This is a genomic window from Streptomyces sp. TLI_55, from assembly GCF_900206255.1.
Classification (GTDB): domain Bacteria; phylum Actinomycetota; class Actinomycetes; order Streptomycetales; family Streptomycetaceae; genus Streptomyces; species Streptomyces aquilus.
The window spans coordinates 22898-47105 of record NZ_OAOJ01000007.1 but is presented as its reverse complement, the minus strand read 5'-3'; the positions used below and the strand labels follow the sequence as shown (position 1 = coordinate 47105).

17 protein-coding genes, 1 tRNA gene and 2 pseudogenes are annotated in these 24208 nt (G+C 68.8%); 11 read left to right on the top strand and 9 right to left on the bottom strand.

Features of this window, described 5'->3' with window-relative positions; all coding sequences use genetic code 11:
* Positions 1–879 precede the first annotated feature (879 nt).
* Together CRP56_RS49500 and CRP56_RS46430 are read right to left on the bottom strand one after the other, a co-directional pair.
* Positions 880–1098: pseudogene (locus tag CRP56_RS49500) on the bottom strand (hypothetical protein); the annotation flags it as partial.
* Entirely contained in the window at positions 1095–2603 is a 1509-nt protein-coding gene (locus tag CRP56_RS46430) for a hypothetical protein (protein WP_097276322.1), read from the bottom strand. The gene CRP56_RS46430 and the pseudogene CRP56_RS49500, both read right to left, overlap by 4 nt.
* 355 nt (positions 2604–2958) lie before the next feature.
* On the opposite strand from CRP56_RS46430, the gene CRP56_RS46425 reads away from it, so the two are divergent.
* From CRP56_RS46425 to CRP56_RS46400, 6 genes are all read left to right on the top strand, one after another.
* Positions 2959–3396: a hypothetical protein gene (locus CRP56_RS46425; RefSeq protein ID WP_097276326.1), complete on the top strand. Its 438-nt coding sequence runs from the start codon at positions 2959–2961 to the stop codon at positions 3394–3396.
* Positions 3397–3544: 148 nt separating this feature from the next.
* Positions 3545–4882 (top strand): hypothetical protein, encoded by a 1338-nt coding sequence (locus tag CRP56_RS46420; protein ID WP_097276319.1) that lies wholly within the window; start codon positions 3545–3547, stop codon positions 4880–4882.
* A gap of 330 nt (positions 4883–5212) precedes the next feature.
* Positions 5213–5527 (top strand): CU044_2847 family protein, encoded by a 315-nt coding sequence (locus tag CRP56_RS46415; RefSeq protein ID WP_097276317.1) that lies wholly within the window; start codon positions 5213–5215, stop codon positions 5525–5527.
* 31 nt (positions 5528–5558) lie between these two features.
* Positions 5559–9992 (top strand): nSTAND1 domain-containing NTPase, encoded by a 4434-nt coding sequence (locus CRP56_RS46410; RefSeq protein ID WP_179851432.1) that lies wholly within the window; start codon positions 5559–5561, stop codon positions 9990–9992.
* A gap of 393 nt (positions 9993–10385) precedes the next feature.
* Positions 10386–11342 (top strand): ATP-dependent DNA ligase, encoded by a 957-nt coding sequence (locus CRP56_RS46405; protein ID WP_306459490.1) that lies wholly within the window; start codon positions 10386–10388, stop codon positions 11340–11342.
* A gap of 145 nt (positions 11343–11487) precedes the next feature.
* Entirely contained in the window at positions 11488–11691 is a 204-nt protein-coding gene (locus CRP56_RS46400; protein ID WP_097276311.1) for a cold-shock protein, read from the top strand.
* A 433-nt stretch (positions 11692–12124) separates the two neighbouring features.
* Here CRP56_RS46400 and ku read toward each other — a convergent pair whose 3' ends face one another.
* On the bottom strand, positions 12125–13027 hold the full coding sequence (ku, locus tag CRP56_RS46395) for a non-homologous end joining protein Ku (protein WP_097276309.1): 903 nt from the start codon (positions 13025–13027) through the stop codon (positions 12125–12127).
* Between the two features lie 277 nt (positions 13028–13304).
* Between ku and CRP56_RS46390 the strand changes: the two genes are divergently transcribed.
* The 4 genes from CRP56_RS46390 to CRP56_RS46375 all read left to right on the top strand — a co-directional run bounded on the left by CRP56_RS46390 (position 13305) and on the right by CRP56_RS46375 (position 20146).
* Positions 13305–14009 (top strand): hypothetical protein, encoded by a 705-nt coding sequence (locus CRP56_RS46390; RefSeq protein ID WP_143665043.1) that lies wholly within the window; start codon positions 13305–13307, stop codon positions 14007–14009.
* A gap of 126 nt (positions 14010–14135) precedes the next feature.
* Entirely contained in the window at positions 14136–17588 is a 3453-nt protein-coding gene (locus CRP56_RS46385) for a DNA polymerase III subunit alpha (protein WP_097276303.1), read from the top strand.
* Between the two features lie 5 nt (positions 17589–17593).
* Positions 17594–18652, top strand: coding sequence for a DNA polymerase Y family protein (locus CRP56_RS46380; RefSeq protein WP_097276301.1), 1059 nt, complete (start codon positions 17594–17596; stop codon positions 18650–18652).
* Between the two features lie 84 nt (positions 18653–18736).
* Positions 18737–20146, top strand: coding sequence for a hypothetical protein (locus CRP56_RS46375; RefSeq protein ID WP_097276324.1), 1410 nt, complete (start codon positions 18737–18739; stop codon positions 20144–20146).
* A 22-nt stretch (positions 20147–20168) separates the two neighbouring features.
* Here the strand turns inward: CRP56_RS46375 and CRP56_RS46370 are convergent, their stop codons facing one another.
* Entirely contained in the window at positions 20169–20528 is a 360-nt protein-coding gene (locus CRP56_RS46370; RefSeq protein WP_143665042.1) for a hypothetical protein, read from the bottom strand.
* Positions 20529–20569: 41 nt separating this feature from the next.
* Between CRP56_RS46370 and CRP56_RS49210 the strand changes: the two are divergent.
* Positions 20570–20716, top strand: a pseudogene (locus CRP56_RS49210) (DUF6207 family protein); the annotation flags it as partial.
* A gap of 279 nt (positions 20717–20995) precedes the next feature.
* Here the strand turns inward: CRP56_RS49210 and CRP56_RS46360 are convergent.
* The 5 genes from CRP56_RS46360 to lexA all read right to left on the bottom strand — a co-directional run bounded on the left by CRP56_RS46360 (position 20996) and on the right by lexA (position 23704).
* Positions 20996–21739 (bottom strand): SOS response-associated peptidase, encoded by a 744-nt coding sequence (locus CRP56_RS46360; protein WP_097276297.1) that lies wholly within the window; start codon positions 21737–21739, stop codon positions 20996–20998.
* A 174-nt stretch (positions 21740–21913) separates the two neighbouring features.
* On the bottom strand, positions 21914–22477 hold the full coding sequence (locus CRP56_RS46355; protein ID WP_097276294.1) for a hypothetical protein: 564 nt from the start codon (positions 22475–22477) through the stop codon (positions 21914–21916).
* A 122-nt stretch (positions 22478–22599) separates the two neighbouring features.
* Positions 22600–22785 (bottom strand): hypothetical protein, encoded by a 186-nt coding sequence (locus tag CRP56_RS46350; RefSeq protein WP_097276292.1) that lies wholly within the window; start codon positions 22783–22785, stop codon positions 22600–22602.
* 122 nt (positions 22786–22907) lie between these two features.
* A tRNA-Trp gene (locus tag CRP56_RS46345) sits at positions 22908–22984 on the bottom strand.
* A gap of 54 nt (positions 22985–23038) precedes the next feature.
* A complete protein-coding gene (lexA, locus tag CRP56_RS46340; protein ID WP_179851431.1) occupies positions 23039–23704 on the bottom strand; it encodes a transcriptional repressor LexA in 666 nt (221 codons plus the stop codon).
* Between the last annotated feature and the right edge of the window lie 504 nt (positions 23705–24208).

Genomic DNA, 24208 nt, shown 5'->3' with positions numbered 1-24208 from the left:
TTCTGGCGCCAATTTAGGCTAGCATCTGACTGGCTCGCCCACTTTTGCTAACCGAAAGATGAGGCTTGCAGTGCCCGGTTGCGGCATGTCAGTGAACTGGATCGGCCACATATTCGATTCGGCGTGAAGGTTGATCTTGGCTCGGCCGAGTTCATCGCGGAGGCCGAACGGTCCCCCGGCAGAGAAGTAGCCGCCTGCTGGCAGGGCTAGTCGAGCACGGACACCCCGACGCCCGGGGGCGCGCATCCGATGGATGCGCGGCCCCGGGCGTTTTCTGCGTTGTGTGTGGCGAGGACTTCGTCGGCGCGATCGAACTGCAGCCGTGCTTCGCGCTCAGCATGTCTCGTGAAACATACTGAGCGAGCCTTCTGTAGAGATTGCCAGCCCGTTTCAGCGAGGCCCGCCTCCACCAGGGCGGAAAAGGCCCCCCAGATCTTCGACGGTGACGGGCCGACAGTCGTTCGGGGTCTGGGGGATGTGACGTCGCCACAGGAGATGAACCGAGTCCTGGGAGAGGTAGCCCACGGCCTCGTCAGGTCCAGATGCTGCGCGGAGCCACCCGGAGGGATTCGTACGTCATCGGTCCGTCTCCTCGGTGGTGTGGGGTCGTCTGTCGTCGAGGCCGTGCTGATGGAGAAGCGCCGCCGTTCAGTCCAGGTGAGCTTGAGATAGCGCAGGCTGGGCGAGGCCGCATGGCTGATGGTAACGCCCGCCTGCCGGACGCCGAACGGCTCGTACCCGGGGACATCGGCCCGCTCGATGTCGGCGGTGGGCCACGGCACCGCGGCGTCGACGGGGATGAACCCGCCGAGCTCCTCGAACTCCCTGCTCCAGTCGGTGGCCGGGACGCAGACGGGGGAGAGCAGTTGCACCGTCGTGCCGCCAACGAAGCGGCTGGCCGGCGAGCTTGTCGTGGGCGCGCAGCCAGTCCTCGGCGGCCGCGTACCGGAAGGTGGGGCTGGTCTCGGTTCCGCCGACCGGCTCCGGGAAGTCGGCGTGCTTCCTGCGCCAGGTGGCGACGCAGGCGCGGCCCACCCCGGCCATCCGCCCGATCGTGGAGAGGGTTACCTCGTAGTCGTTCATGGAGGCCCCCGTCATAGGAAGGAGACGCGGGCGACGACGGCCAGGAGCCCGCCCGCGTCTGCCGCGGCCCGAAGAGCTCCCGGGTCCTCGGGCTTCTTGACCGGCCCGGCGATCACCATGTGTTGGGCGCGGTCGATCAGGTCCCAGGCTGCTGGCGGCAGGCTGACGGTCTCGGCGGCTCGCCACAGCTCGATGTCGTCCTCGCGGTCCGGCCCGACGTGCACCAGGCCCTGCAAGGAGCGGTCAGCGATCCGGGCGCGCACCCGCCAGCGCGGGTCCGCGTCCGGCATCACATGCAGACCCCAGTGCTGCCAGTCGGTACGCCGCTCCAGGTCCTCGATCCCGGCGTCCTCGGTCTCCGGGTACAGCACGAGCATCGGCATCGGCATCGGCCGCCCGTCGGGCGTGTTCGTCTGCATCAGCGTGACGCCGTAGTTCGGGGCCAGGTGGTAGGGGTCAACGTCGTCGGGCAGGTCGAGGTCGTCGAGCGTGACGACCTCGATCCCGGCCTCACGGAAAGCGTTCATCGGGTCGGCAGGCCGCTGGCGCGGCGGTGCCTCCGGGAGGCTGCCGAGCCCGACACCGGCCGTCGCCGCCCCGGAGCTGGCCCAGACGCCGAGCGCCTCACCCAACAGGTCTGCGGCGGCTTCCTCGCTCAGCTCGCCGACGGCACGCAGGAGGGCCTCGGCTTCGCTGGTGAACGCCTTGCCGTGCGCCTGCTCGATCCACTCCCGGGCGGCCGGACCGGCGGCGGGTGTCTCCCGGAGGGGCGTGTGCGACGGAGTCAGGAAGACCGCGCCGGCGAGCCCGGCCAGGGTGGGCCGGTTGGCGACGACCGCGGGGGCGAGCCTGCTATGGCACGACTCGCACCCGGCCCACACCGCGCTGACCACCGTGGTGGCCACCTCGTAGTCGATCTCCCAGCCCGGCACGTACGGCAGCATCCCCTCCAGCAACCCCGTGTCGGGCTGGGGGTGGACGTGCGCGGACCCGGACGATCCCATGGCCTTGAGGACGTCGGCGACCTGCGACGGAGTGACTCCGCCCGCAGCCCAGTGGTTGAGCGCGTCGTCCAAGAGCTCGGCCGCCTGCATCTCGTCCATCTCCGCCACCGCCGCGAACGCCGCCGCGCCGTCGCCGGATTCGGCGGCCGCCCGGGCGAGCGGAGACCACGACCTGGTCGCGGCCAACACCTTGGACGAGTGCTGAGCACCGGCGTTCAGTGCCAGCCCGTAGACGGCGCCGGCGAGCGCCGCGAGGGTCGGCCGGTGCTGCTCCACGATTTTCCGCAAGAGCGAGGTCTGGCACGGCTCGCACCCGGCGCGGGCTGCGGCCACCAGGCGCCCGGCGAAGTCCAAGTTGAGCGTGCCTCCCGCCGCCTGCGGCAGGTCCTGAAGCATCGGCATGTCCGGGACGGGATCGTGCCGGTGGACGTTCCCCGTCGCGGCGGACGCCCGGGAGGCCCCGGTGTTCGCGGCGCGTGCCTTGTCCCGGCTCTTCTTGCGCTGGTTCCTGACCATCACAGTCCTCGACTGGCGTGCACGGACCCATGACCCGAACACGCGCATGAGAGATGACTGCGGTGATCGGTACTGCGCCAAACAGCGATGTATTCGCACTGATGCGCCCGGACCCGTTGATCCCGCGTACCTTCGCCCCAGGGCTCCCAGTCATGGGCAAGGGGCCAGCTTGGGCCGGTGCGCGGCCCGTGCTCAGTACGGTACAGCCCGCCACTGACACAGCGCGGACACTCGCGGAACCGCATCACCGGACGGACGTCCAAGCGACCGCGGATCACCGTGACCCGTTGGACGAGTGCGTCACAGAGACCTTGGGTGCGCCGTGTTGTCGGTGATTCGAACTAGCATCCAGGCCATGAGTACTCCCGCCCCAGCCGCTGAGGACCAGCCGTTCGATCCGAAGGCCTTCCCGAAGGACCTGATTGCCGCGCAGCTCAAGCTCGCTGAGCTGTACGCGGCGCTGAACGCCCACCAGGCGAAGCTTCCGTGGTCCCGGGACGCACACGCCGGATGGCTGGCAGAGCCGGAGCGGTGGTATCGCCCAGGGCGCCCCGAGACGGACGGATGGGAGGCGTCCGCCGCCGAGACGTATGACGGGCTGTGGAAAGCCCTCCGCAAGGCGGCCGCGGCCGTGCAGGGACACGACCACTGGAGCCGCTGCAAGCAGCACGGAGTCACGGGCGCCGACCTGGTCGCCACCCGGCAGGCCCTCAAGAACGCTGATGGCGCCGTCCCCGCGGGTAAGGAGGATGTGCCCGCCCTCGACCAAGAGGACGTCGAGCGGGCCGCCTGACAATCCCCGGAGCGATCGGGCTTGCCGGGCGCCGCGGGGCAGGCGGCGGGGTTGGGATTCGCACGCTCACCAAGTGCGGCAAAAGCACTGGCACGGGGCGAAATCGTCGTGCATTCTGCCAGGTTGCCCACCTAGGAGGTCGTATCCCGTGGCAGAGATCCTTTCGCTGGAAGAGCTGCAGACGCCGGACAGCACCGCGCTCATCTTCACCCCGCTCGGGCTGGGCGGCCCGATGCCTGCCGAGCGGTCGGCCGAGTTCTTACAGCGGCTGGTCGCGGACTGCGATCTTGCTTCGGACGTGGCGGAGGGAACGCGCCGGGAGTTCGATCGGCTTCAGCGCGTCTTCGCTTACGGTCTGCTCGAGTACGACATCTTCACGGTGGTCGACGACCGCGCCCTGCTGGTGATGGAGCAAGCGCTGCGAGAGCGGTTCGTCCAGTGGTGTGCCGGTACGGTCACCTTCGAAGACGCCAACGGCTGCGAGCCTGCGGTTACCGAGGAGGTGCGCGCCTACGATGACGTGCTCGTCGCGGTGAAGAAGGTGGGCAGGAGGAGACGGCGGAGCGCGCAGCGGCAGCCGTCGCCGCGGTGGCAGTTGAAGGTCGGCAGCACGCTGATCGACTTCAACGGGATGCTGGGCTGGCTGCGGGCCTGGGCGCGGGCGGCCGGTCTGCTGCGTGGCCAGCGTACGCGTGGCATCGAGCATGCGATGTCGAATCTGCGTAACGCTGTCGCGCACCCGACGGGATACCACGGCACGACGCCTGTGGAGGCGGCGCGGACGCTGCGCGACCTGACGGAGTTCATCAACCAGTTGTGGGGGCACCCGACGCCTGGCGGGCGCCTGTATCCCGCCCCGGTGGAACGCGACATCGTCGTCATGGCCTGGAACGACGAGGGAAGTGTCCACATGGCTCAGGCGGATGCCCTGCGCGAGGACACCGGTGCCGACGGATACCTCTACCTCCTGATCCGCAGCGCTTGCCGCCCCGGAAGCCGGTACGAGGACGCGTACTGGTCAGCGTTCGACGCCCGGTTCGAGACCACGCAGTTCCCCTCGGACTACCTCTGGGGGCCCGGAAGCCGCAGCGACGCCCTGGCCTGGCTGGATTCCCAGCAGCCGAAAGGAGACAGCGTCGACTACGTCGACCGCGTCTTCATGCTCCGCGAGCTCGACGGCCAGGTGTACGCGCCGATGCGCCCGGAAGTGGCCGCGGGCCTCACCGAAGAGGAGCAACGCGGCACTTGGCACACGGTGCAAGCCGACTTCCCCGAACACGCCTTCGCCCATGTACGGGGCCTCAACGGCGCCCCCGATGCGCACGCCCGGACCGGCGACTGCGCAAGCTGCGCTGCTCATCACCTCGCCAGCGGCAGCCACGACCAGGCCTTGCAGGCCGCCGAAGACGCCATCGGCCCCGTCACCCCCCGAAGGCCACCTGCCGTACGCATCCCAGGCTCGTTCTTCTGGCCACATCGATTCTGATCGCACGAAAGACGATGGGAGGGTTCATCGAGAGGCGCCTCGGCCAGGGTCGCCCATCCCCCCGCTGGTCAACAGCGCGGCGTTGCCCACAGCATGACGGAACTTCTGACAGCCACGGATGAGCATCACGCCATGAACAAGGGCGTGGCGGCCAAATGCAGATCAGTGCGGGGCCGCCCTCATGCAGATCTTGCTCAGAGCAGCAACGACGCGGTATCGCCACTGCTTCGCAACCGTCAGAATCCGGGACGTCGACAGATCCGGTCCGCTACTTTGGCGGCAGATGTCATGGATGCTGCGATGTGACGGGGTTCTAACGAGGAGGGGTTGATGCGTAGTTTCGCGCGTCTTCCTATGGAGGGCGGGGGCTCGATCCTCTTCGAGGCGCCGGAGCTCTCCGAGGGGCCGGTGAAGGCCGGGCGGATCGGCGAGGCCGTCCGTGAGCTGCCATCGAGTGTGCGGGAGGCACTCGGCCCGGTCACCGATCTGGCCCGGGAGGCCCTGGAGCAAGTGCGGCGTGCAGGCCCGGACGAGGTGGAGATCGAGTTCGGGGTCGATCTCGCCGTCGAGGCCGGCGCAGTGATCACCCGGACGGGGGCGGGCTGCCATCTGAAGGTCACCGTGAGGTGGAGCGGGACATCATGAAGCCGCCCCTATGCGGATCCGAAGAGATCCCATGATGCCGACAACCGGGGATGTCGCCGGTGACGACCGCGGTCCCGCGTTTCGGATCCAGGCAGCGGTAGCGCAGATCCTGTCAGCCGGCGGCGCGGTGGCCGGAGCGGGCTTCCTGATCGGTGCAGACGTCGTGATCACCTGTGCGCACGTGGTGCGGGCCGCCGGGTACGGCCCTGGATCGAACGTGAGCCTCACCTTTCCGCATGCAGCGGGGGTGTCTAGCGTCGAGGGTCAGGTGCTGGTCGAGCCGTGGCGGGCCCCAGATGCGAACGACGTGGCGGTGCTCCGTCTCCGTGCCCCGGTGGGGGTATCGCCACTGCCGCTGGGGTCGTCGGCCGGCTGCCGCGGGCACCGGGTGCGCTCCTTCGGGTTCCCGGATCAGGCTCCGCCGGGTGGTCACTTCGGCTACGGAATGGGCGGTGACCTGCTTCCGGCTCCTGGCGCGGACAACGGTGGCGGCGGGCTGTTGCAGCTGACCGAGGCCAACGACTTGACGCAAGGCTTCAGCGGCGGTCCGGTCGTCGACGAGGTCACCGGCCTGGCGGTCGGCATGGTCACGGCCATTACGGCACCGGACGGCTACCAGCGAGGCCAAGGCATCGCCTACGCCACGCCCGCCAACGTTTTACGCGAGGCGTGGCCGGCGTTGGTCGAGCACGATAGGAGCCCCTACAGGGGGCTGGAGCCTTTCACCGCCGAGCACGCCGCAGAGTTCCACGGCCGGGATAGGGCAGTGGAGGCGGTCCTGTCGGCTCTGGCTGGGCACGGGCGGGCCCTGTTGCTGCTCGGGCCCTCTGGGTCGGGCAAGTCCTCTCTGGTCCAGGCGGGGGTGCTGCCGGCCCTCAGCGGCGGCCGACTGCCAGGCAGCGACCGATGGACAACCGTGCTGGTGCCGCGCCCTGGGCAGGACCTGGGCGTGGAGTTGGAGCGGCACGGCCTACCCGGGGCAGCGACCGAGGGTTTCGTGGCCGCGGTGCGGCGACTGTCCACGGCCCGTCCGGGAGGCGGCAGCGAGCGCATCGTGCTGGTGATCGACCAGTTCGAGGAAGCGTTGACCCGGCCCTCGGCCTCGGCGCTGGACGAGGTCAGGGAACTGATCGACTGCGATGTGCCGGTCAGCGTGATGCTGGTGATGCGGGACGACTTCTACTCTCAGCTAGCCGCCCGGTCCCCTCAGCTGCTGGAGGTCCTGACCCCTGGCCTGGTCAACATCCCGGCTACCTTGAGCCCGCAGGACCTGCAGGCCATCGTTGTTCGCCCCGCCCATGAGGCCGGGGCAAGCTTCGAGGCGGGGCTGGCGGAGCGCATCATCGCCGATGTTCTGGCCGCCGACCCGCAGGGCACGGCCGCCCGACGAGCCTCCGTCACCCTTCTCGCGCCCCTGGAACTCGCCCTGGACCGGCTGTGGGAGCGCCGCGTAGACGGCCGCCTCACCCACACCGCGTATGAGCGGATCGGCGAGATCACCGGATCCCTGGCCACCTGGTGCAACGCCGCGATCACCCAGCTGCCCGAGAGCCACCGCGCCACCGCCCGGCGCATACTGACCGCACTCGTACGCCCTGCCGACCCCGACCGCCACATCCCCGCCACCCGCCAGCAGGTGCCCCTCAACGTCCTACGAGAGCTCGCGGCGGACACCTCCGGCACGGCCCCCGACATCCCGTCCGCGGAAGAAATCACCGACGCGGTGCTGGCATCCCTCACCCGCCACCGCATCGTCACCACCGCTGCCCGCGACCCCGGCCCGCCACCCACCGAAGTGGTCGCCGAACTCGTCCACGACACGCTCGCACGCGACTGGGCTGAATTGCGCGACTGGGTGGAACAGGACAGGCGCTTCCAGACCTGGCTGCACCGCGCCGAAGAACAGCGGACCCGATGGACGGACCGACAGCACTCCGACGACCTGCTCCACGGCACCGATCTGGCCGAGGGCCTGGACTGGTCCCGGCAGCGCCGCATTCCCAGCGCCACCGCGGCCTTCCTCGCCGCGAGCCGCCGCCGGCAACAGGCCGCCGTGCGCCGCACCCGGCGCCTGAACGCCGTCCTGGCCGGGCTGCTGGTGGCGGCCCTGGCTCTGACCGGGTTCGCATTCGTCCAGCGACGCTCGGCGCAGGTACAGCAAGAGGTCGCGACCGCCCGCCTGCTCGTGTCGCAGGCCGAGGCAGCACGCGCCAGCGATCCACGGCTCGCACTGCAACTCGGCATCGCCGCCGAGCGTATTCACTCCGATTCCCAGACACGGGCCAGTCTGGTCGAGACCCTGACCGGCACCCGGTATGCCGGAACCGCCTCTGGATTCAGCGACGATGTCGGCGCGGTGGCGTTCTCGAGGAACGGCATCCTGGCCACGGCCAGTTCGGTTCGGACGACGGAGACGGCGTCACCCCACGTATCGACGGGACCGAACAACAATCAGGGCAGCGATGGATCTTCCGGGAGGGATGAATCTTCCGAGACCCCTTCCGTTACGACCGTGACGACTACCGTGATCACGTTGTGGTCCTTGTCGGACACAGCACCGCCGCGTCGGCTGAGTTCGCGTGTGCACGTGGACAACATCAACTCCCATCTGATGGTCTTCTCGCCGGATGGACGTTTTCTGCTCACGGCCTACGACAATGGTTCGCAGGTCGCCGTGTGGGACGTGTCCGATCCGGCCAAGCCGACGCTTCACACATCGTGGGAGGCGATCAAGGGCGACGACGCCCGTTCGCTGGCCTACTCCCCCGACGGCAAGATCCTGGCAGTCGGTTCGGACTCCCACGACCGCATCGCCCTGTGGGACGTCTCCGATCCGGACCGGATCCGCCCGATCAGCGCGCCGTTCGGCGCTGGGACCCGCCAGATGGACTCCATGGCCTTCTCCTCCAACGGCGTTCTCGCCACGGGCAGTGACAACTCCGTGGTGCTCTGGGACGTCACCGCCCCCGCCCGGCCGCACCGTCTTGGCTCCCCCCTCACCGGGAGATCACCGGTCGTGTTTGCACCCGGCCGCCAGCTCCTGGCCACCCGCGACAAAGACCCCAAGTCCAAGAACCAGAACGCCTTCGTGCTGTGGGATGTCAGCCGCCCGGCCGCGCCCAAGCGGCTCGCGGAACGGATGACCGGAAACAATGCCGCGCTGGCGTTCTCCCCCAAGGGGGATCTCGCGGCCACCGCCAGGTTCGATGGCACTACGGTGCTGTGGGACCTCACCCACCCGGCTCGTCCCGTTACTTCGGGATCCCCGCTGACCGGGCACACCGACTTCGTGCTGTCGGTGGCGTTCTCCCCGGACGGGCGCACTCTGGCAACGGGCAGCACCGATCGCACCGCCATGCTGTGGAATCTCGCTGACCCAGGGCAGCCCCTCCCGCGCGGCAAGACCGTCGCCGGCGCGCAATCGCTGGCATTCCGCGCAGGGGCGAGGGCACTGGCCAGTGGCGCCGAGGACGGCTCCGTTGTCCTGTGGGACATGTCCGATCCAGCCCGGCCGGTCAAAGAGCGCACCAGCGTGCCCGGGCAGGCCAGCACACTCTCGCCGGACGGGCAGAGCCTCGCCGTCTACGACCACGGCACGACCACGGTGTGGGACATCTCGGACGCCGACCATCCCGTGCGACGCGGACCGGCTCTTCCAGGCAGCGGCAGCCCAGCCCTGTTCTCGCCGGACAGCCGAATGCTCATCACCGGAAACAAGGACAAATCGATGCTCTGGGATCTGTCCAAGCCGGCTCACCCGGCCCTGCGGAGCAAGGACCTGCCCGCCATCATCGTCCTTGTCGCGACGTTCAGCCCGGACAGTCACACCCTCGCGATCAGCAGCATCTACGACCCCGACGCCGAGGTGGCGCTCTGGAACGTCTCCGACCCCGCCCATCCCGCAGCGCGGCCACGACCCCTTCCGGCCGGTGACGCCGCCGACGTCACGGCGGCGGCATTCTCCCCGGACGGCCGCACACTGGCCGTCGGCCGCTCCGACGGCACGATCATCCTGGCGGACGTGTCCCAGCCGGACAAGCCGGTACGGGTCGGTCAACCAATGGCTGGTCCGAGCGACCCGAACGGCAACGCGGCTGCCCTGAGCGTGACGGTCGCGGTGATCGGCATGGCCTTCTCCGGCGACGGCCGCACCCTGGCGACCACGAACCTGACGAAGACACTCCTCCTCTGGGACGTAACCGACGCCTCCAATCCGCACCAACTCGCCGCTCCACTGCCGATGCCCGGCCAACAGGTCTCCGGGGTCGAGTTCTCCCCGGACGGAAAGGGCCTCGCCACCATCAGCTTCGAGGGGCGTGCCGCACTGTGGGACCTCACCGGCGGCACCGACCTCCTGGACCACGCGGCCGCACACGCCTGTGCGATCACTGGATCCGGCCTCGACCATGCAGCCTGGTCGCGCTATGTCCACGCCCTTTCCTATCGGCCAACCTGCGCGTCCTAACAGGTTCCTCAGCAACTGATCAATGGCTGCACCATGGACTGCGCACGGAACGGCGGGAGCCTGGAATGCCGGTCACGGCCCTGCGTCCCCATGACGGTGGGCGACCCGCCACCACCCTCCTCGCGGCGGTAGACCTGCGTCACCTGGAGCGCGCATTTCGTGGGCGCTCCGTGGACGACACGGACGTGCGCTCGCTCGCTGCTGACTGCCGAGGCCCTCCTCGCCTTCGGCCCCGATACCGAAGTCCGCACCCCCGACGACCTCCGCCAGAACACCTGCCCCCGTGAGCACTCACACCCACGCCCATCCGTGCTGTTCGTCTGCGCCATCGGTTTGCGGACGAACAGACCAGGTGGAAGGCATGGGGCTGTGCCGTGGACGTTGCCGGAACCCATGCTCGCAGCCCCTGTGTCCGACCCAGCTCTGCTGCCCGGGTGGGCGGCAGAGCCCAAATTCGACGGATTCCGGGCCCTGCTTTCCGTCGATGCGGGCAAGGTAGTGCTGCGCTCCAGACGCGGCACCGAGATGCTTCCGGCGTTTCCGGAGATCGGGGCCGGGGCCGTGCAGTTGCCAGACACCACCGCGCTGGACGGCGAGCTGGTCGCATGGGATGCCGCAGGACGGCTCGCCTTCGAGCAACTGCAGAACCGGCTTCGGCGGCGCGGTGCCGGGGCGGCCCGGGCGGCGGAGGAGTGGCCGGCCCACTTCGTCGCGTTCGATCTGCTGCGACTGTCCGGGACCGACACGACCAGATGGCCGTATCGGCGGCGCAGGGCCGCACTCGAGTCCGTGTTCGCCGCCCGTCACCTGTCCGCCCCGTGGGTGCTGTGCCCGTCGACCACCGATCCGGGCACGGTGCGCGAGTGGCTGACGTGGTCGTCGGTCGGGATGGAAGGTGTGATCTTCAAGCGGCTGGACGGCGTGTACGAGCCGTCGGTCAGAGGCTGGCAGAAATATAAGGTCCTCGAGACGGCCGAGGCGATCGTCGGCGCGGTCACCGGCTCCCTGGCCGCCCCCAGCAGCCTGCTGCTCGGCAGGTACGACGATGACGGCAGCCTGCAGTACACCGGCCGCACCACCACCCTCACCCGGGCGGCGAGCAGCATGGTCGCCGCCCTCCTCGCTCCGGGCCGGCGCCGCCACCCCTGGACAGGCTGGTCGTTCTCCGCCGGGTGGGGCAGCCGGGAAACGCTGAACGTCACGCTGGTGGAACCCGAGCTGGTGGTGGAAGTCGGGGTCGACGTCGCCCGCGACGCCTCCGGCCGGTGGCGCCACCCCGCACGCTGGCACCGCGCGCGCCCCGACCTCTCCCCCGCCGACGTCCCCCGCCCGACGTCACCGCCGCACTGACGGCGGCGCAGCGCGGAGGGGTCTGTGGTGTGGGTCGGATAAGCGGTGTGATCGGGGGTACAACGGGGGCAGGCTCGTGCGGTTGCACGGCCGGAGCATGCCCGGTTTGACGGCTGCTCCCAGGTATGAACGAAGGATCGACGGCATGGCCAGCGGCACCGTGAAGTGGTTCAACTCCGAGAAGGGCTTCGGCTTCATCGAGCAGGACGGCGGGGGCCCGGACGTCTTCGCGCACTACTCCGAGATCGCGGGCAACGGGTACCGCGAGCTGACCGAGGGCGAGCACGTGACCTTCGACATCGGCCAGGGGCAGAAGGGGCCGCAGGCGCAGAACATCGTCCGGGGCTGACCGGGTTCGCCAGCGCCTTACTCATGCAACGCCGTAAGGCGTGAGGCGATCCATCCCGGCACGTTGCCTTACAGGTGCCGTCTCTGCAGCCAATGTTCGGGCCGGGGCTGCCCAGCACGTCCGGACCCGCATCTTGCGCGCTGCCTTCAGCAGGCTGGTCTCGTGCCACAGCCCAGGGCACGCGCTTGGGGGCGTAGGCATATGGCTCTGACCAGAATTCCGGTCAGGGCCACAGTCGTACTTGTGGGGGTGAAGGGCGGTCGCCTACGCGGCGAAAGGCTCTGCAGGGCTTCAGCCGGACGATCGTCCCCGCAGGCTATAGGTGAGGCCCGGGGACACTATCCCCTTCACTCCCACGCTCTCCACAACAGCCTTGGCCAGGCGGACATTCCCTCTGCATCGGCTTCTCCTCTGCACGGCCGGACACGTGCAGTCAGGCGCTGCGTGAGCGGCGTGCTGGCGTCTTCTTCGTGGTTTTCTTCGCCGCCGTCTTCTTGGCTGACTGCTTCTTCGCGGTCTTCTTCTTCGGCATCTCGTGGACGTCGGCGTCCTCGCCGCGGGAGGCCTTGGCCTGCTGGACGGACTCGGTCAGGGCGGCCATGAGATCGAGGACCTTGCCCGGCTGCTCGGGCTCCGGGGCGTCGGGAAGCGGCTTGTCTTCCCGCTTCGACTCAATGATCTTCGCCAGGGCATCGGTGTAGGCGTCCTCGAACTCCGGCCCGTCGAGGTCGTCGCGGGACATCGACTCCATCAGGGCGAGTGCACCCTTGATCTCCTCCTCCGAGACCGTCTCGTGCGGCGGGTCGACGGCGGCCGGGTCACGGACTTCGTCAGGCCAGCGCATCGCGTGCAGCACGATCGCATCGTCACGCAGGCGCAGCAGGCCCAGGCGCTCCCGGCCCGACCAGGCGTATTTGGCGATCGCGACCTTCGACGACCGGTTAAGGGCCTGGCGCAGTAGCTTGTACGGCTTGGCCGCGACCTGCCCGTCGGGCACCAGGTAGTAGCCCTCCGCGATGCGGATCGGATCGATCGACTCCAGTGGCACGAAGGCCTGGATCTCAATCGCCTTCGCCGTGGGCAGCGGCAACTCCCGCAACTCCTCGTCCGAGATCGCCACCACTTGGTCCTTGGCGTACTCGTAGCCTTTGCCGATCTCGGACTGGGGGATCTCACGATCCTCCAAGTCGCAGATCTTTCGCACCCGCACACGACCCATGTCTTCCAGGTGGTACTGGTGGAACTGGATCGAGTGGTTCTCCGTTGCGGACGCAACGTGGATAGGGATGGTCACTAGGCCGAAGCTGATCGCACCTGACCAGATCGTTCGGGGCACGGCACACCTCCAGTACGCCCCGAGCCCTCTCAGCCTAAAAGCACCACTCTCCCCAGGCATCTGAGCAGCAAGTACTGGCCCACTGGGGCGCTCGACTGGCTCGGGCTGACCTGGGCTGGCGAGCTTCTGTCTGGCCGCGCATACGGAAGGCACTCCAAGCTGGTGTCCGAGGACCCCTGGCGTTGCCAGTCGCGGCCGCCGGGGCCCTCCGCCTGGGGGTGGAGGAATCCCCAGGTACGCCCACTCGGGGTCATGGGTGCACGGCATGATCCCCTTCATGGATCCAGCAGTCGCAGCCGCGCTCGTCGCCACCCCCAGCGCTCTCCTCGCCGCATTGGCCGCTTACACCGCTGGACGTGCGCAGGCGCGCAGCGCACAGCGTGCCCCGATCGACGCGGTGCGCCGTCAGCACCAGCGAGACGCGTACGCCGAACTCATCCGCGCCGCCTGGGCCTACGCGGGAAGAACTGAGAAGGTGGTGCACCTGGTTCATCAACTGCATGGTTGCCGCGTCTCCAACGACGGGGACGTCCTGTTCCGGATGGCTCAGATGATGCGGAACCTGTCTGGCCGGTGCCCTGGCAGAGCCGATCTGGCTGCCGTCTTCGCTCCCGCCGAGGTTCCGCGGTCCATCGAACGCACCTTGGACACACTCGAACGCCTCTCGCCGACATGGCACCAGGACATCAGCGACGCGGCAGAGCGCCGCCACCTCGACGGTCTGGCGCTCGCCGAAACCGTGGTGGCGCTCGAAGGCCCTGACCATCTCGCAGAGCTGGCTGAGCAGCTAAGCCGTCAAGCCGCCTCTGTTCAGCGCTGTTGGCGCCAGGTGACAGTGGCCCCTTTCTTCCGATTCGGGCCCCTCGACAGTGACAGGGTGGACCCGGAGCAGGAGATCACCCCAGCTGATCTGCACAGGCACCTGAAGGAAGCAGTCCAGGGGTTCACCCGGGCTGCCCGCCTCCATCTCAACGCGCATTAGTCACACGTCCCCGGGTGGCACAAGAGAGCGCCACACCACGACGACGTCGAACAAATTTTCGGTTTTCGGTTATGGTGGAGACCTGGAGGGACACCGGTCAGGGGAGGGGCGAACGAGAGGCAGGAGGTGCGCAGCGGTGGATTTACTCATCTGCACGTCGCCTCCGGCTATTCGGCCCGCTACGGCGCCTCGCTCCCCGGTGCTCTCATGCAACGTGCTGCCGAGCGCGGGATGACGACGCTCGCGCTGACGGACCGAGACACCGTCGCGGGCACGGTCCGCTTCGCCACCGCCGCTGCGGCCGCCGGTATCCGCCCCGTCTTCGGCGTGGACGTCGCTGTCGCTTCTCTCAGCTCGCCCGACCCGGCCGCCGCACGGTCGCCTACGCCGGTGCGCGGCGGCGCGCACGTGATCGAGCCGCCGCTGCGGATCACCCTGCTGGCGCAGAACGCGGCCGGGTGGGCCCGGTTGTGCCGCCTGGTGTCCGCCGCACACGCCGTGGCCGACGGAACGTCGCCGGTCGTGTCGTGGGCGACCTTGCGCGCCTACGCCGATGACGACCTGGCGGTGCTGCTCGGCCCGGCCTCCGAGCCGGTGCGGGCCCTGTCCGCCGGCCGCCCGGATGTGGCCGAGCAGCTGCTGGTGCCGTGGCGGGAGCTGGCCGGAGAGCGGCTGCGGCTGGAGGCCGTGTATCTGGGCCGGCAGGGCACGGGAGCGGGCTCCCTGCGGCTGGCCGCGCGCACCGTGGGTCTGGCCGACCAGATCGGCGTCCGCGCCGTCCTGTCGAATGCGGTCCGCTACGCCGATCCCGGCCAGCACCGGCTCGCGGACGTGCTCGACGCGGCCCGGCTGCTGCGGCCCGTCGACCGCCGGCACCTGGACAGCGGCGAACGCTGGCTGAAGGGTCCCGAGATCATGGCGGCGGCCGCCGAGCGGATCGCCCAGGCCGTCGGCGACGCCCCCGCGCGCGCCGTCCGTCTGCTGGCCGAGACCGAAGCCACCGGCCAGTCCTGCACCCTCACTCCGGCCGATCTCGGGCTCGGCCGTCCCCACTTCCCCGAACCGGCCGTGGTGGGAGCAGGCCCGGAGCCGGGTTCCGCGATGCGGCTGCTGCGGCAGCGCTGCGAGGCCGGCATGGTCGCCCGCGGCCTGGACCGCGACGAGCGCGCCGTACGGCAGCTCCGATACGAGCTGGACGTCATCGGCCGCTTGGGCTTTGAGGGGTACTTCCTCGCCGTCGCCCAGGTCGTCGCGGACACCAGGGCGCTGGGGATCCGGGTCGCCGCGCGCGGCTCCGGCGCCGGCTCCATGGTCAATCACGCGCTGTTCGTCGCCACCGCCAACCCTCTGGAGCATCGGCTCCTTTTCGAGCGCTTCCTCAGCGAGCGGCGTACGTCGTTGCCGGACATCGACCTCGACGTAGAGTCCGAGCGGCGCCTGGAGGTGTACGACGCGATCATCAAGCGGTTCGGGAAGGAGCGGACCGCGGTCACCGGCATGCCCGAGACCTACCGGGCCCGTCACGCCCTGCGGGACACCGGCCTCGCCCTCGGGATCCCGCCCCAGGTCATTGGCGAGATCGCCAAGAGCTTCCCGCACATCCGGGCCCGGGACATCCGCGGCGCCCTGGCCGAACTGCCGGAACTACGCCAACTTGCCTCTGAGGCGGGGAAGTTCGGGCCGCTGTGGGAGCTCGCCGAAGGCCTGGACGCGCTGCCGCGCGGCTACGCGATGCACCCGTGTGGAGTGATCCTTTCGAATGCGTCGCTGCTCGAGAGGCTTCCTGTGCAGCCGACCCCGGCCGGCTACCCGATGGTGCAAGCGGACAAGGAGGACGTGGAAGATCTCGGGCTCTTGAAACTCGACGTCCTGGGCGTGCGCATGCAGTCCGCGATGGCGTACGCGGTCTCCGAGATCCGCCGCACGACCGGACGCCTGCTCGATCTCGATAACCCCGACCACGTCGACCTGAACGACCAGAAGGCCTTCGAGATGATCCGGGCCTCTGACACCGTCGGCCTCTTCCAGCTCGAAAGCCCTGGCCAGCAGGACCTGGTGGGCCGACTGCAGCCGCGCCATATGCAGGACGTCATCGCGGACATCAGCCTGTTTCGGCCCGGACCTGTCAGCGGGGGCATGCCCGCTCTCTTCATCGCTGCCCGCCATGGCGCTGAACCGGTGTATGCGCACCGGGACCTTGAGCCGATCTTGTCCGATACGTACGGCGTGGTGATCTGGCATGAGCAGATCATCGCCATCCTGTCCCGGATGACCGGGTGCGACCGGGCCGCCGGCGATGTCGCCCGCCGCGCGCTGGCCGACCCTGACCGTCTCCCCCGGGTCGAGCAGTGGTTCCGCCGGACCGCGGGCGAGCTCGGCTACACCAAGGACGTGCTGGACGAGGTGTGGGAGACCGTCTCCTCCTTCGGCGCCTACGGCTTCTGCCGCGCGCACGCGGTCGCCTTCGCCGTCCCCGCCCTCCAGTCCGCCTATCTCAAGGCGCACTTCCCGGCGCATCTGTACGCGGGCCTGCTGGAGCACGATCCGGGCATGTGGCCGCGCCGGGTCATCGTCGCCGACGCCCGCCGCCACGGCATCCCCGTGCTGCCCGTCGACGTCAACCACTCCCGAGGGCAGCACAGCGTGGAGCAGACCGGACAGGGCTTCGGGGTGCGCCTGGCGTTCTCCACGGTCAAAGGGATCAGCGAGGCGGAGTCCGCCCGCCTGGTGGCCGGCCAGCCCTACACCGGGCTGCAGGATCTGTGGCTGCGTGCCCGCCCGTCCCTGCCGCTCGCCCAGCGCCTGATCCGTATCGGTGCCCTCGCTGCCCTCTCCCCCGGCCTGACCCGGCGCGATCTGTTGCTGCAGGCCACCGAACTGCACCGGCAGTCCCGCAACCGCACCGCCACCGACGGGCAGCTGCCGCTGGGCGGCGAGCTCGCGGCCGCGGCCCCGAGCGGCCTGCCGGAGATGACCAGCCGCGACCAGCTCGGCGCCGAACTCGAGGTCCTCTCCATCGATGTGAGCCGGCACCTGATGGAGCACCACCACCGGCTGCTGCGCGAGCTCGGCGCGACCGACGCCGCGCACCTGCGCGGCATGGTGCCCGGTCAGACGGTGCTGGTCGCCGGAGTGCGGGCCTCCACGCAGACGCCGCCCATCCCGTCCGGCAAGCGGGTCATCTTCTGCACCCTGGAGGACGGCTCCGGCCTGGTGGACATCGCCTTCTTCGAGGACTCCCACGAAGCCTGCGCGCACACCGTCTTCCACTCCGGGCTGCTGCTGGTCCGCGGCACGGTGGAGGCCCGCGGCCCGCGCCGCACCGTGGTCGGCGAGATGGCCTGGGATCTGGACGAGGTGGCCGCCGCACGCCGCGACCACGGGCCCCAGGCCGCCCTCGACCTTCTCGGCCGCACCGCCCCCTCCCCCACCCCCGCAGGCTCGGCCACCCCGCAGCGCACTCTCGCCGACGGCACCGCCGGGGCCCGCCTGCACCCGTACGCCGACCTCCAGCCCGCCGGCACCCGCTCCGCAGACCTGCGCCGGCTCGGCCACCGGAGCCAGGGAAGCGCGGGGTGATCACTATGGGCCGTCACATCCTCCACCTGCGTTTCGATCTCCCGGCCGAACCCGACGCCGAACTTGCCGAGCGGCTGCGACACCTGCTCGAAGGCATCACGCCCCGCGTGCAGATGATCGAGCCGGACATGGCCGTCCTCGACCTCACCGGCGCACTCCCCTACTGGCAGCGAGACGCCCGGGCCCTGATCGAAGTGGTCCAGCTGCGTGTCCTCGCCGTTTTCGGGCTGCCTAGTTTTGCGGGCTGTGCGGGCAACCGGATGCTCGCCGCCATGGCCTGCGCCCTCACCCCACCGGGCCGACGCACCATCATCGACGACCGTCCCGAGGCCATCGCCGCCTTCCTGCGGCCCCGGCCGGTACGGGAGCTGCCCGGCGTGGGCGCGAAGACAGCGGCAACGCTCGCCGAGTACGGCCTGCACACCGTCGGCGACGTCGCCGACGTCCCCCAGGGCACACTGCAGCGCCTGCTCGGCGCCCGCACCGGACGCGCCCTCCATGAGCACGCCCACGGCCGCGACACCACCATCGTCGACCCCACACCGGCCCCGGCGAGTCTCAGCGCGGAGCACCGCTTTACCCGCGATGAACTCGACCCGGCCGCCCACCGGCGCGTCCTGCTCGCCCTCGCCGACGACCTCGGGGCCCGCCTGCGCACCTCCAACCAGATCGCCACGGGCGTGACCGTGACGGTCCGCTACGCCGATCTCAGTGCCACCCGACGCAGCAGGACCCTGCCCGAAGCCACCCAGCACACCGTCCTCCTGGCCCGCGCGGCGTACGCCGTGTACGACTCCTTCGGTCTCCAGCGCGCCCGGGTCCGCAGCATCGCGCTGCGTGCCGATGCCCTTCAGCCCGCCGACCGGGCCACGCGGCAGCTCACCCTCGACGCCGGCGACGACAAACCCCTTGCGATCGAAGCCGTCGCCGATCGCGCCCGAGCCCGCTACGGGCACCAGGTGATCTACCCCGCCGCCCTCGCTATCAACTCCCATCCGCCGTCAGCCCGGCAGCAGGACACAGGCGGTCGTCCAGAGGTTACGCGTGGACGTCGTGCGACATAGATGCTCCACACACTTCAGGCGTGTCTCATGGACTGCGTCAGGGTGCCTCTGCCGGATCCTCGTGGTCTCTGCGACCATCTGGGCATGGCTGACAACCGGGATCGCTCAGCGCTTCGCTCACTGGTCGGCGAGGTTATCGGTGGCCTTGGAAGCCTGACGCACCGCGAGCTGAACCCGGCCTTCGAGCAGCTGGGAATGCCACCGGTCCCTGACGATGCCGGAAGCAAGCGCGACCGGATTGAGCTGAGTTTCAGCCAGGTGCCCGATGATGAGCTACCGCAGGTCACGCGGCGCATCCTGGAACAGAGCCAGGTCCACGTGAGTCCGTCGCTCCGCTACCGGCTCGAGGACCTGTTGTGGGAGGAGGACGCACCGCCGGAGATACCCAAGAAGGCCCGCCGTGAGCTTGCGCGCGCCTTGGACTTGTCGGAGTTGGCCCGGCACCATGATCGCTTCCTGCGGCTACTTGAACGACTCTGGATAGCCGAAGATTCGGGCCTCTCCTTCGAGGAGTTGGAGGGCCTGGTGTTGAACGGTATGCGTCCAGTGACGGTGAGAGACCGCATCGAACGGCACGTCTTCCGCAACTCTGGGGACTGGTCGGCAGAAGATCTCTTCGACAACCTCGGGGTGTTCGAGGCCGGGGACGCCAGGTGCGCCCGCTTCCTGGAGGGCCTGGTATCAGCGGACGTCCTTCTCGATGAGCAGCTCCAGGAGAAAACCGCTGACACGATCAACGGTCATCTCCGGGCTACCGGGGTCGAGTTGAGAGTGACCGGCAACGATGGCGGCTATCCCGTGTTCACCGTGGTGTCGACGCGACTGCCCGGCAGCCGGCGGCCGAAGAACATCATTTTTGCCTCGTCCACCAAGCCGGACATCCGCTTCCGGTCCTCGGTGGACAACGACATCGAGATCGTTGGAGGGAACCCGGACGACACCCTCGTCTATGACCGTGAGATCCCTATCGAGGGCCTGCGCTGGCGTGATCTGCATGCCTGGTGGCAGGACACCCGCGAGATCGAAAGTGAGACCGAGGCCAGAGGGGACCTCTACCAACGACTGCTCAAGAGCCTGCCGGACAACTCGGAGGGCCAGAAGAACCTCTTCGTCGCCTACCACCAGATCCTCGGGCCTTCCCCCGCCGATCCCGCTCTCCTGCCAGAAGTGTGGCTGCACTGGGACCACAGGACCGTTCGGGAACGCGGCCCTCAGGCGCTGCTGCGTTCCCGCATGGACTTCCTCCTGCTTCTGCCGCACGGACAGCGCGTCGTCCTGGAGGTCGACGGATCACAGCACTACACCCGCGACCGCGGTCGCACTCCGGATACAGGCAAGTACGCGGCCATGGTCGCCGCTGACCGAGATCTCAAGCTCAGGGGGTACGACGTATTCCGCTTCGGGCACGACGAACTTCAGCGTCTCGATGCCGCCCAGGCCCTTCTGCAGCAGTTCCTCCCGGACGTGTTCCGCCGCTTCAGAGTGAGCGGCTGACGCTCTCGGAGGCAGTGGAGGATCAGGCCATAGGTAACTGACCGAGCGGTCGCCCTTGGCCGGCTTGTGCTTCCAGCAGGGCGGCCACGTCCGGCCCCCTCGTGAGGACGGGGCCGTCCCAGAATTCCGGAACGGGCGCGGGTTCCAGACGCACCCGGGTGCCATGGGCGCTGGCAGCGTCAAGGAGGGCCTGCAACACGTTCAGACCCTCCAGATCGAGCGCGCCAAGGCGGGTCTGCCACGTCTTGGTGGTGTCGTCGAACGATGCGAGAGGGCGGAGCCGGTTCAGCTGCGCCTTCCATTGCAGATCGGCGGCCGGCGCCGCCCAGATGGTGACCTTCAACACCCACGCTTGGTCAGGGGAGTTCGGCGAACTGGTCATGCCCTGACGGTAGATGCCGCCACTGACAGTGCCCCGGTCGGGTGAATCCGCGGTTGGCGCAGAACCTGCGCCGTGCCGAGCACGTACTGACAGACGTGGACCCGATCCAAGAAACTCACCTGTCCGAACCGGGCCTGCTCGTCATCGACGTGGCAGGCATCGACGATGCCACCGTGCTCGCCTTCCATGCGGCGATCGCCCGCCTCTGGGCAACGACGCCCGCCGAGCCCACCACCCGGGATGCGGACAGCCAGGTGTGCGGCTACGGATGTATGCCGACCTGCGCCAGGTATCCGACGAACGCTTCGCAACGGAGCGGGCGCGCGGGAGCACAGAGTGAGGCTGGCTCCGTCGCTACGGGGGAAAGCGACGGAGCCAGCCTGAGTCCACCGTGCCACACCCGGCCCCAACGCGCTCGTTATCGACGCGAACTCGTCTGCACCGCGCAACGCAAGGACAGGCAGGCGTCAGGTGGCGAGTGCGTCGAGGAGGTGGGGACCGTTGTTGCGGACGTTGTTGACGGCGGTGGAGACGGGCCGGGCATGAAGGTGGCCTTCGGCCGGCTGGCCGAGCAGGGCCCGCAGCTCGTCGGGATCCTGGTGGCCGGGGTCGAGCCAGTCGTCGTAGTGGTCGGGCGTGAGAGCGAGCGGCATGCGGGGATGGACGCGGCCGGCCGCGTCGGTGGCCTCGGTGGTGATGATGGTGCAGGTCATCAGCCAGGCGGCCGGGTCGTCATCCTGCTGGACGGCCGGGTCGCGCCAGTACTCGTACAGCCCTGCGAGCGCCATCACCTGCTCGTCCTCGGGGTGAATGAAGTACGGCTGCTTGCGGGCCTTGCCGGTGGCCGGGTCCTTGATCTGCTCCCACTCGAAGAATCCGTCGGCAGGCAGCAGACAGCGGCGCCGGGTGAAGGCGCGGCGGTAGGCGGGCTTCTCGTGCACCGTCTCCACCCGCGCGTTGATCATCCGTGCGCCGACCTTCACGTCCTTCGCCCACGACGGCACCAGCCCCCAGCGCAGCGGCCGCAACTCCCGCCGCACCGCATCGGTGTCTTCTTCGCCGCGGGGTGCGCGCTCGAGGACCGCCCACACGTCGTTGGTCGGGGCGACATTCCAGTTCGGCGCGAGGGTCTCCTTCGCTGGGACGTCGGGCACCTGAAAGAGCGGGGCCAGCTCTTGTGGGCTGCGAGTGGAGGCGTATCGACCGCACATATCACCACTCTTGCACTAGCAGGGTGTGGTCTGGCGTCGAACGTGACCAAACAGGCTGCTGCCCTCAGACGTCATCGACGTCGTCCAGGCCCGCGAGACGCAAAGACGCCTCGATGTCCAGCTGTCCGACCATCAGCCCCACGAACCGATCGTCCAGCCGTATCGCGCCGAGGGTCAGACCCGCTTGCGCGAGACCAGGCCCTGGTGGCCGTCCTCGTCGTCGGCCAGTTCGCCGAAGTGGGCGGTGTCCCAGTGGAGCAGGCTGGAGCAGAGCTTCTGGAAGCGCTCGGCGAGCTCCCACACTTCGCTGCTGTCGGTGAAGGTGATCTCGGGACGCTGACTGTGGTGGGCTCCCTTCAAGGTGAGCCACTGGTAGGACTCGTCGTCGTAGATCCAGTAGCCGTGCAGGTAGCGGTTCCGTAGGCGGAACCCTTCCTCCGCAGCGTCCAGGTCTTTGGTGAGCGACGTCTTACACGAGTCGGCAAGGGTGGCCTCGCCCAGCTTCTTTCGGCATTGCCGGACGAGCGCGCCGCCAGTATCGACTGCCCGTTCGCTGTAGGCCTTCTCCGCCTTGACGAGGTGTACGTAGATCCCGTGCAGGATGTACTCAGCCTCCGAGGCCTTTCGGGCGACGAGTCCCAGCCCCAGGTTGATTGTGAGTTCCTCTTCGTCCGCGCCGTCTATGAGATGGGGGATGGGCGGCTCTATGCCGAGGGGGTGGGCGTTGCTTTCACTCATGCGGTCTCCGCGAGGTCTGAGGGTGCGGTCCGCCTTGTGGGAACCGCCTACCGATCATCCAGTCTGTGGTTGCTTTCGATCGGACGGCCGCCCAGGGAGCCGTGGGGGCGGCCAGTTGCATGTCATGCCTTGGGTTCGGGCAGTTCGCCGGGCTTGATCGGCAGGATCTCGATGTCGGTGGCGTGGGCCTTCTCGAGTTCGGATTTGCGGTGTTCGGCGGATTTCTGGTCGTAGGAGACGGCGGATGCGCGGGGTACGCCGTCGGCGTCGGTCCAGGTGAGGGCGTAGCTCTGCATGGTGATCGTCATGGGGCATCTTCGCTGCTAGGTCTGACAGTGGCCCGCGGCGGGAGCTGTCGATGAGTCGCTCGGCGCGGGGTCGGTGTGCCGCCGGCGTGTGGAGTCCTCGGCTCGTTCTAGCCGACGTCTTCTGGCAGGGGCGGCAGGACTCGAACCTGCGGCATCCGGTTTTGGAGACCGGCGCTCTGGCCAGCTGAGCTACGCCCCTTCGATGGGAGTCAGCGTGGCATGGTCGAACGGCTCTTATCCAAGGGTTTTCTGTTCAGAGCAGCCGCAGGACACCGACGACCTTGCCGAGGATGCGCGCAGTCTCGCCGGGGATCGGTGCGAAGGACGGGTTGCGGGGCATCAGCCAAACCCGTCCGTTCTGGCGCCTAAGGACCTTCACTGTGGCCTCGTCGTCTAGGAGTGCGGCGACGATGTCGCCGTGGTCGGCGCTGTCCTGACGCCGTACGGTCACGACGTCGCCGTCGCAGATCGCGGCATCGATCATGGAGTCGCCGGAGACGGTGAGTGCGAACAGATCGCCTTCGCCGACGACTTGGCGGGGCAGGGAGTAGACGTCCTCGACCATCTCGGCGGCGAGCAGGGGTGCGCCGGCGGCGATCCGGCCGACGAGCGGCACGTCGACGGGGGCTTCGCCCCGCCCTCCGAGGTCGGGTGCCCACGACGGTCGTACGCGGTAGGCACGGGGGCGGTGCGGGTCACGGTAGAGGACGCCCTTGCGTTCGAGAGCCATCAGTTGGTAGGCGACCGAGGAGGTGCTGGCGAGCTCCACGGCCTGCCCGATCTCTCGCATCGACGGTGGGTAGCCCTGCCGGAGGACAGCCTCGGTGATGCAACGGACGATTGCCGCCTGGCGGTCTGTCAACTCCCCCTCGGCAGTCCGAACGCCCGGGGGACGGCCTCGGCGTGCAGGGTTCTCCATCCGGGGCACCTCCGTACAAGATCTCTCAGAACGCGACGATATCCCGGCACCCTTCATAAATGGAACACTGTTTCGACTCTAGGGCGAACTCAGGGCATCTGTGTGTGATGCGTGTCCAGAGGTACAGGCTGCACGGCAAGCGGGCCCCGACGGGGGGATCGTCGGGGCCCGTCGCCAGCGGTCCGGGCCCTCGCCAGAGTCAGGTTCTGCGAGGGCAGGGCGGCCGCGGCGCTCTTGGGGCCCTTCTGCGCGTCACTGCGGGGCGTTGACCTGCCGGGTTCGCTCAGCTCCTGCCGACCAGGGGGCAGCTGAGTAGGTCCGGGTTCAGCGCCACGCGTTCGGCGGTCATGGGATGTGGGATGTCACGACGCGCCGGCAGTGGTGGTACGCAGGAGCTGGTTCATGTCGTTGCCCGAGTTCCAGAACTCGTACTTGGTCCTCTCGCCGAGGTTCTTTGGTTTTGTAAGCGAAGCTGGGCAACGTTTATCGCTGGTTTTGGGCAGC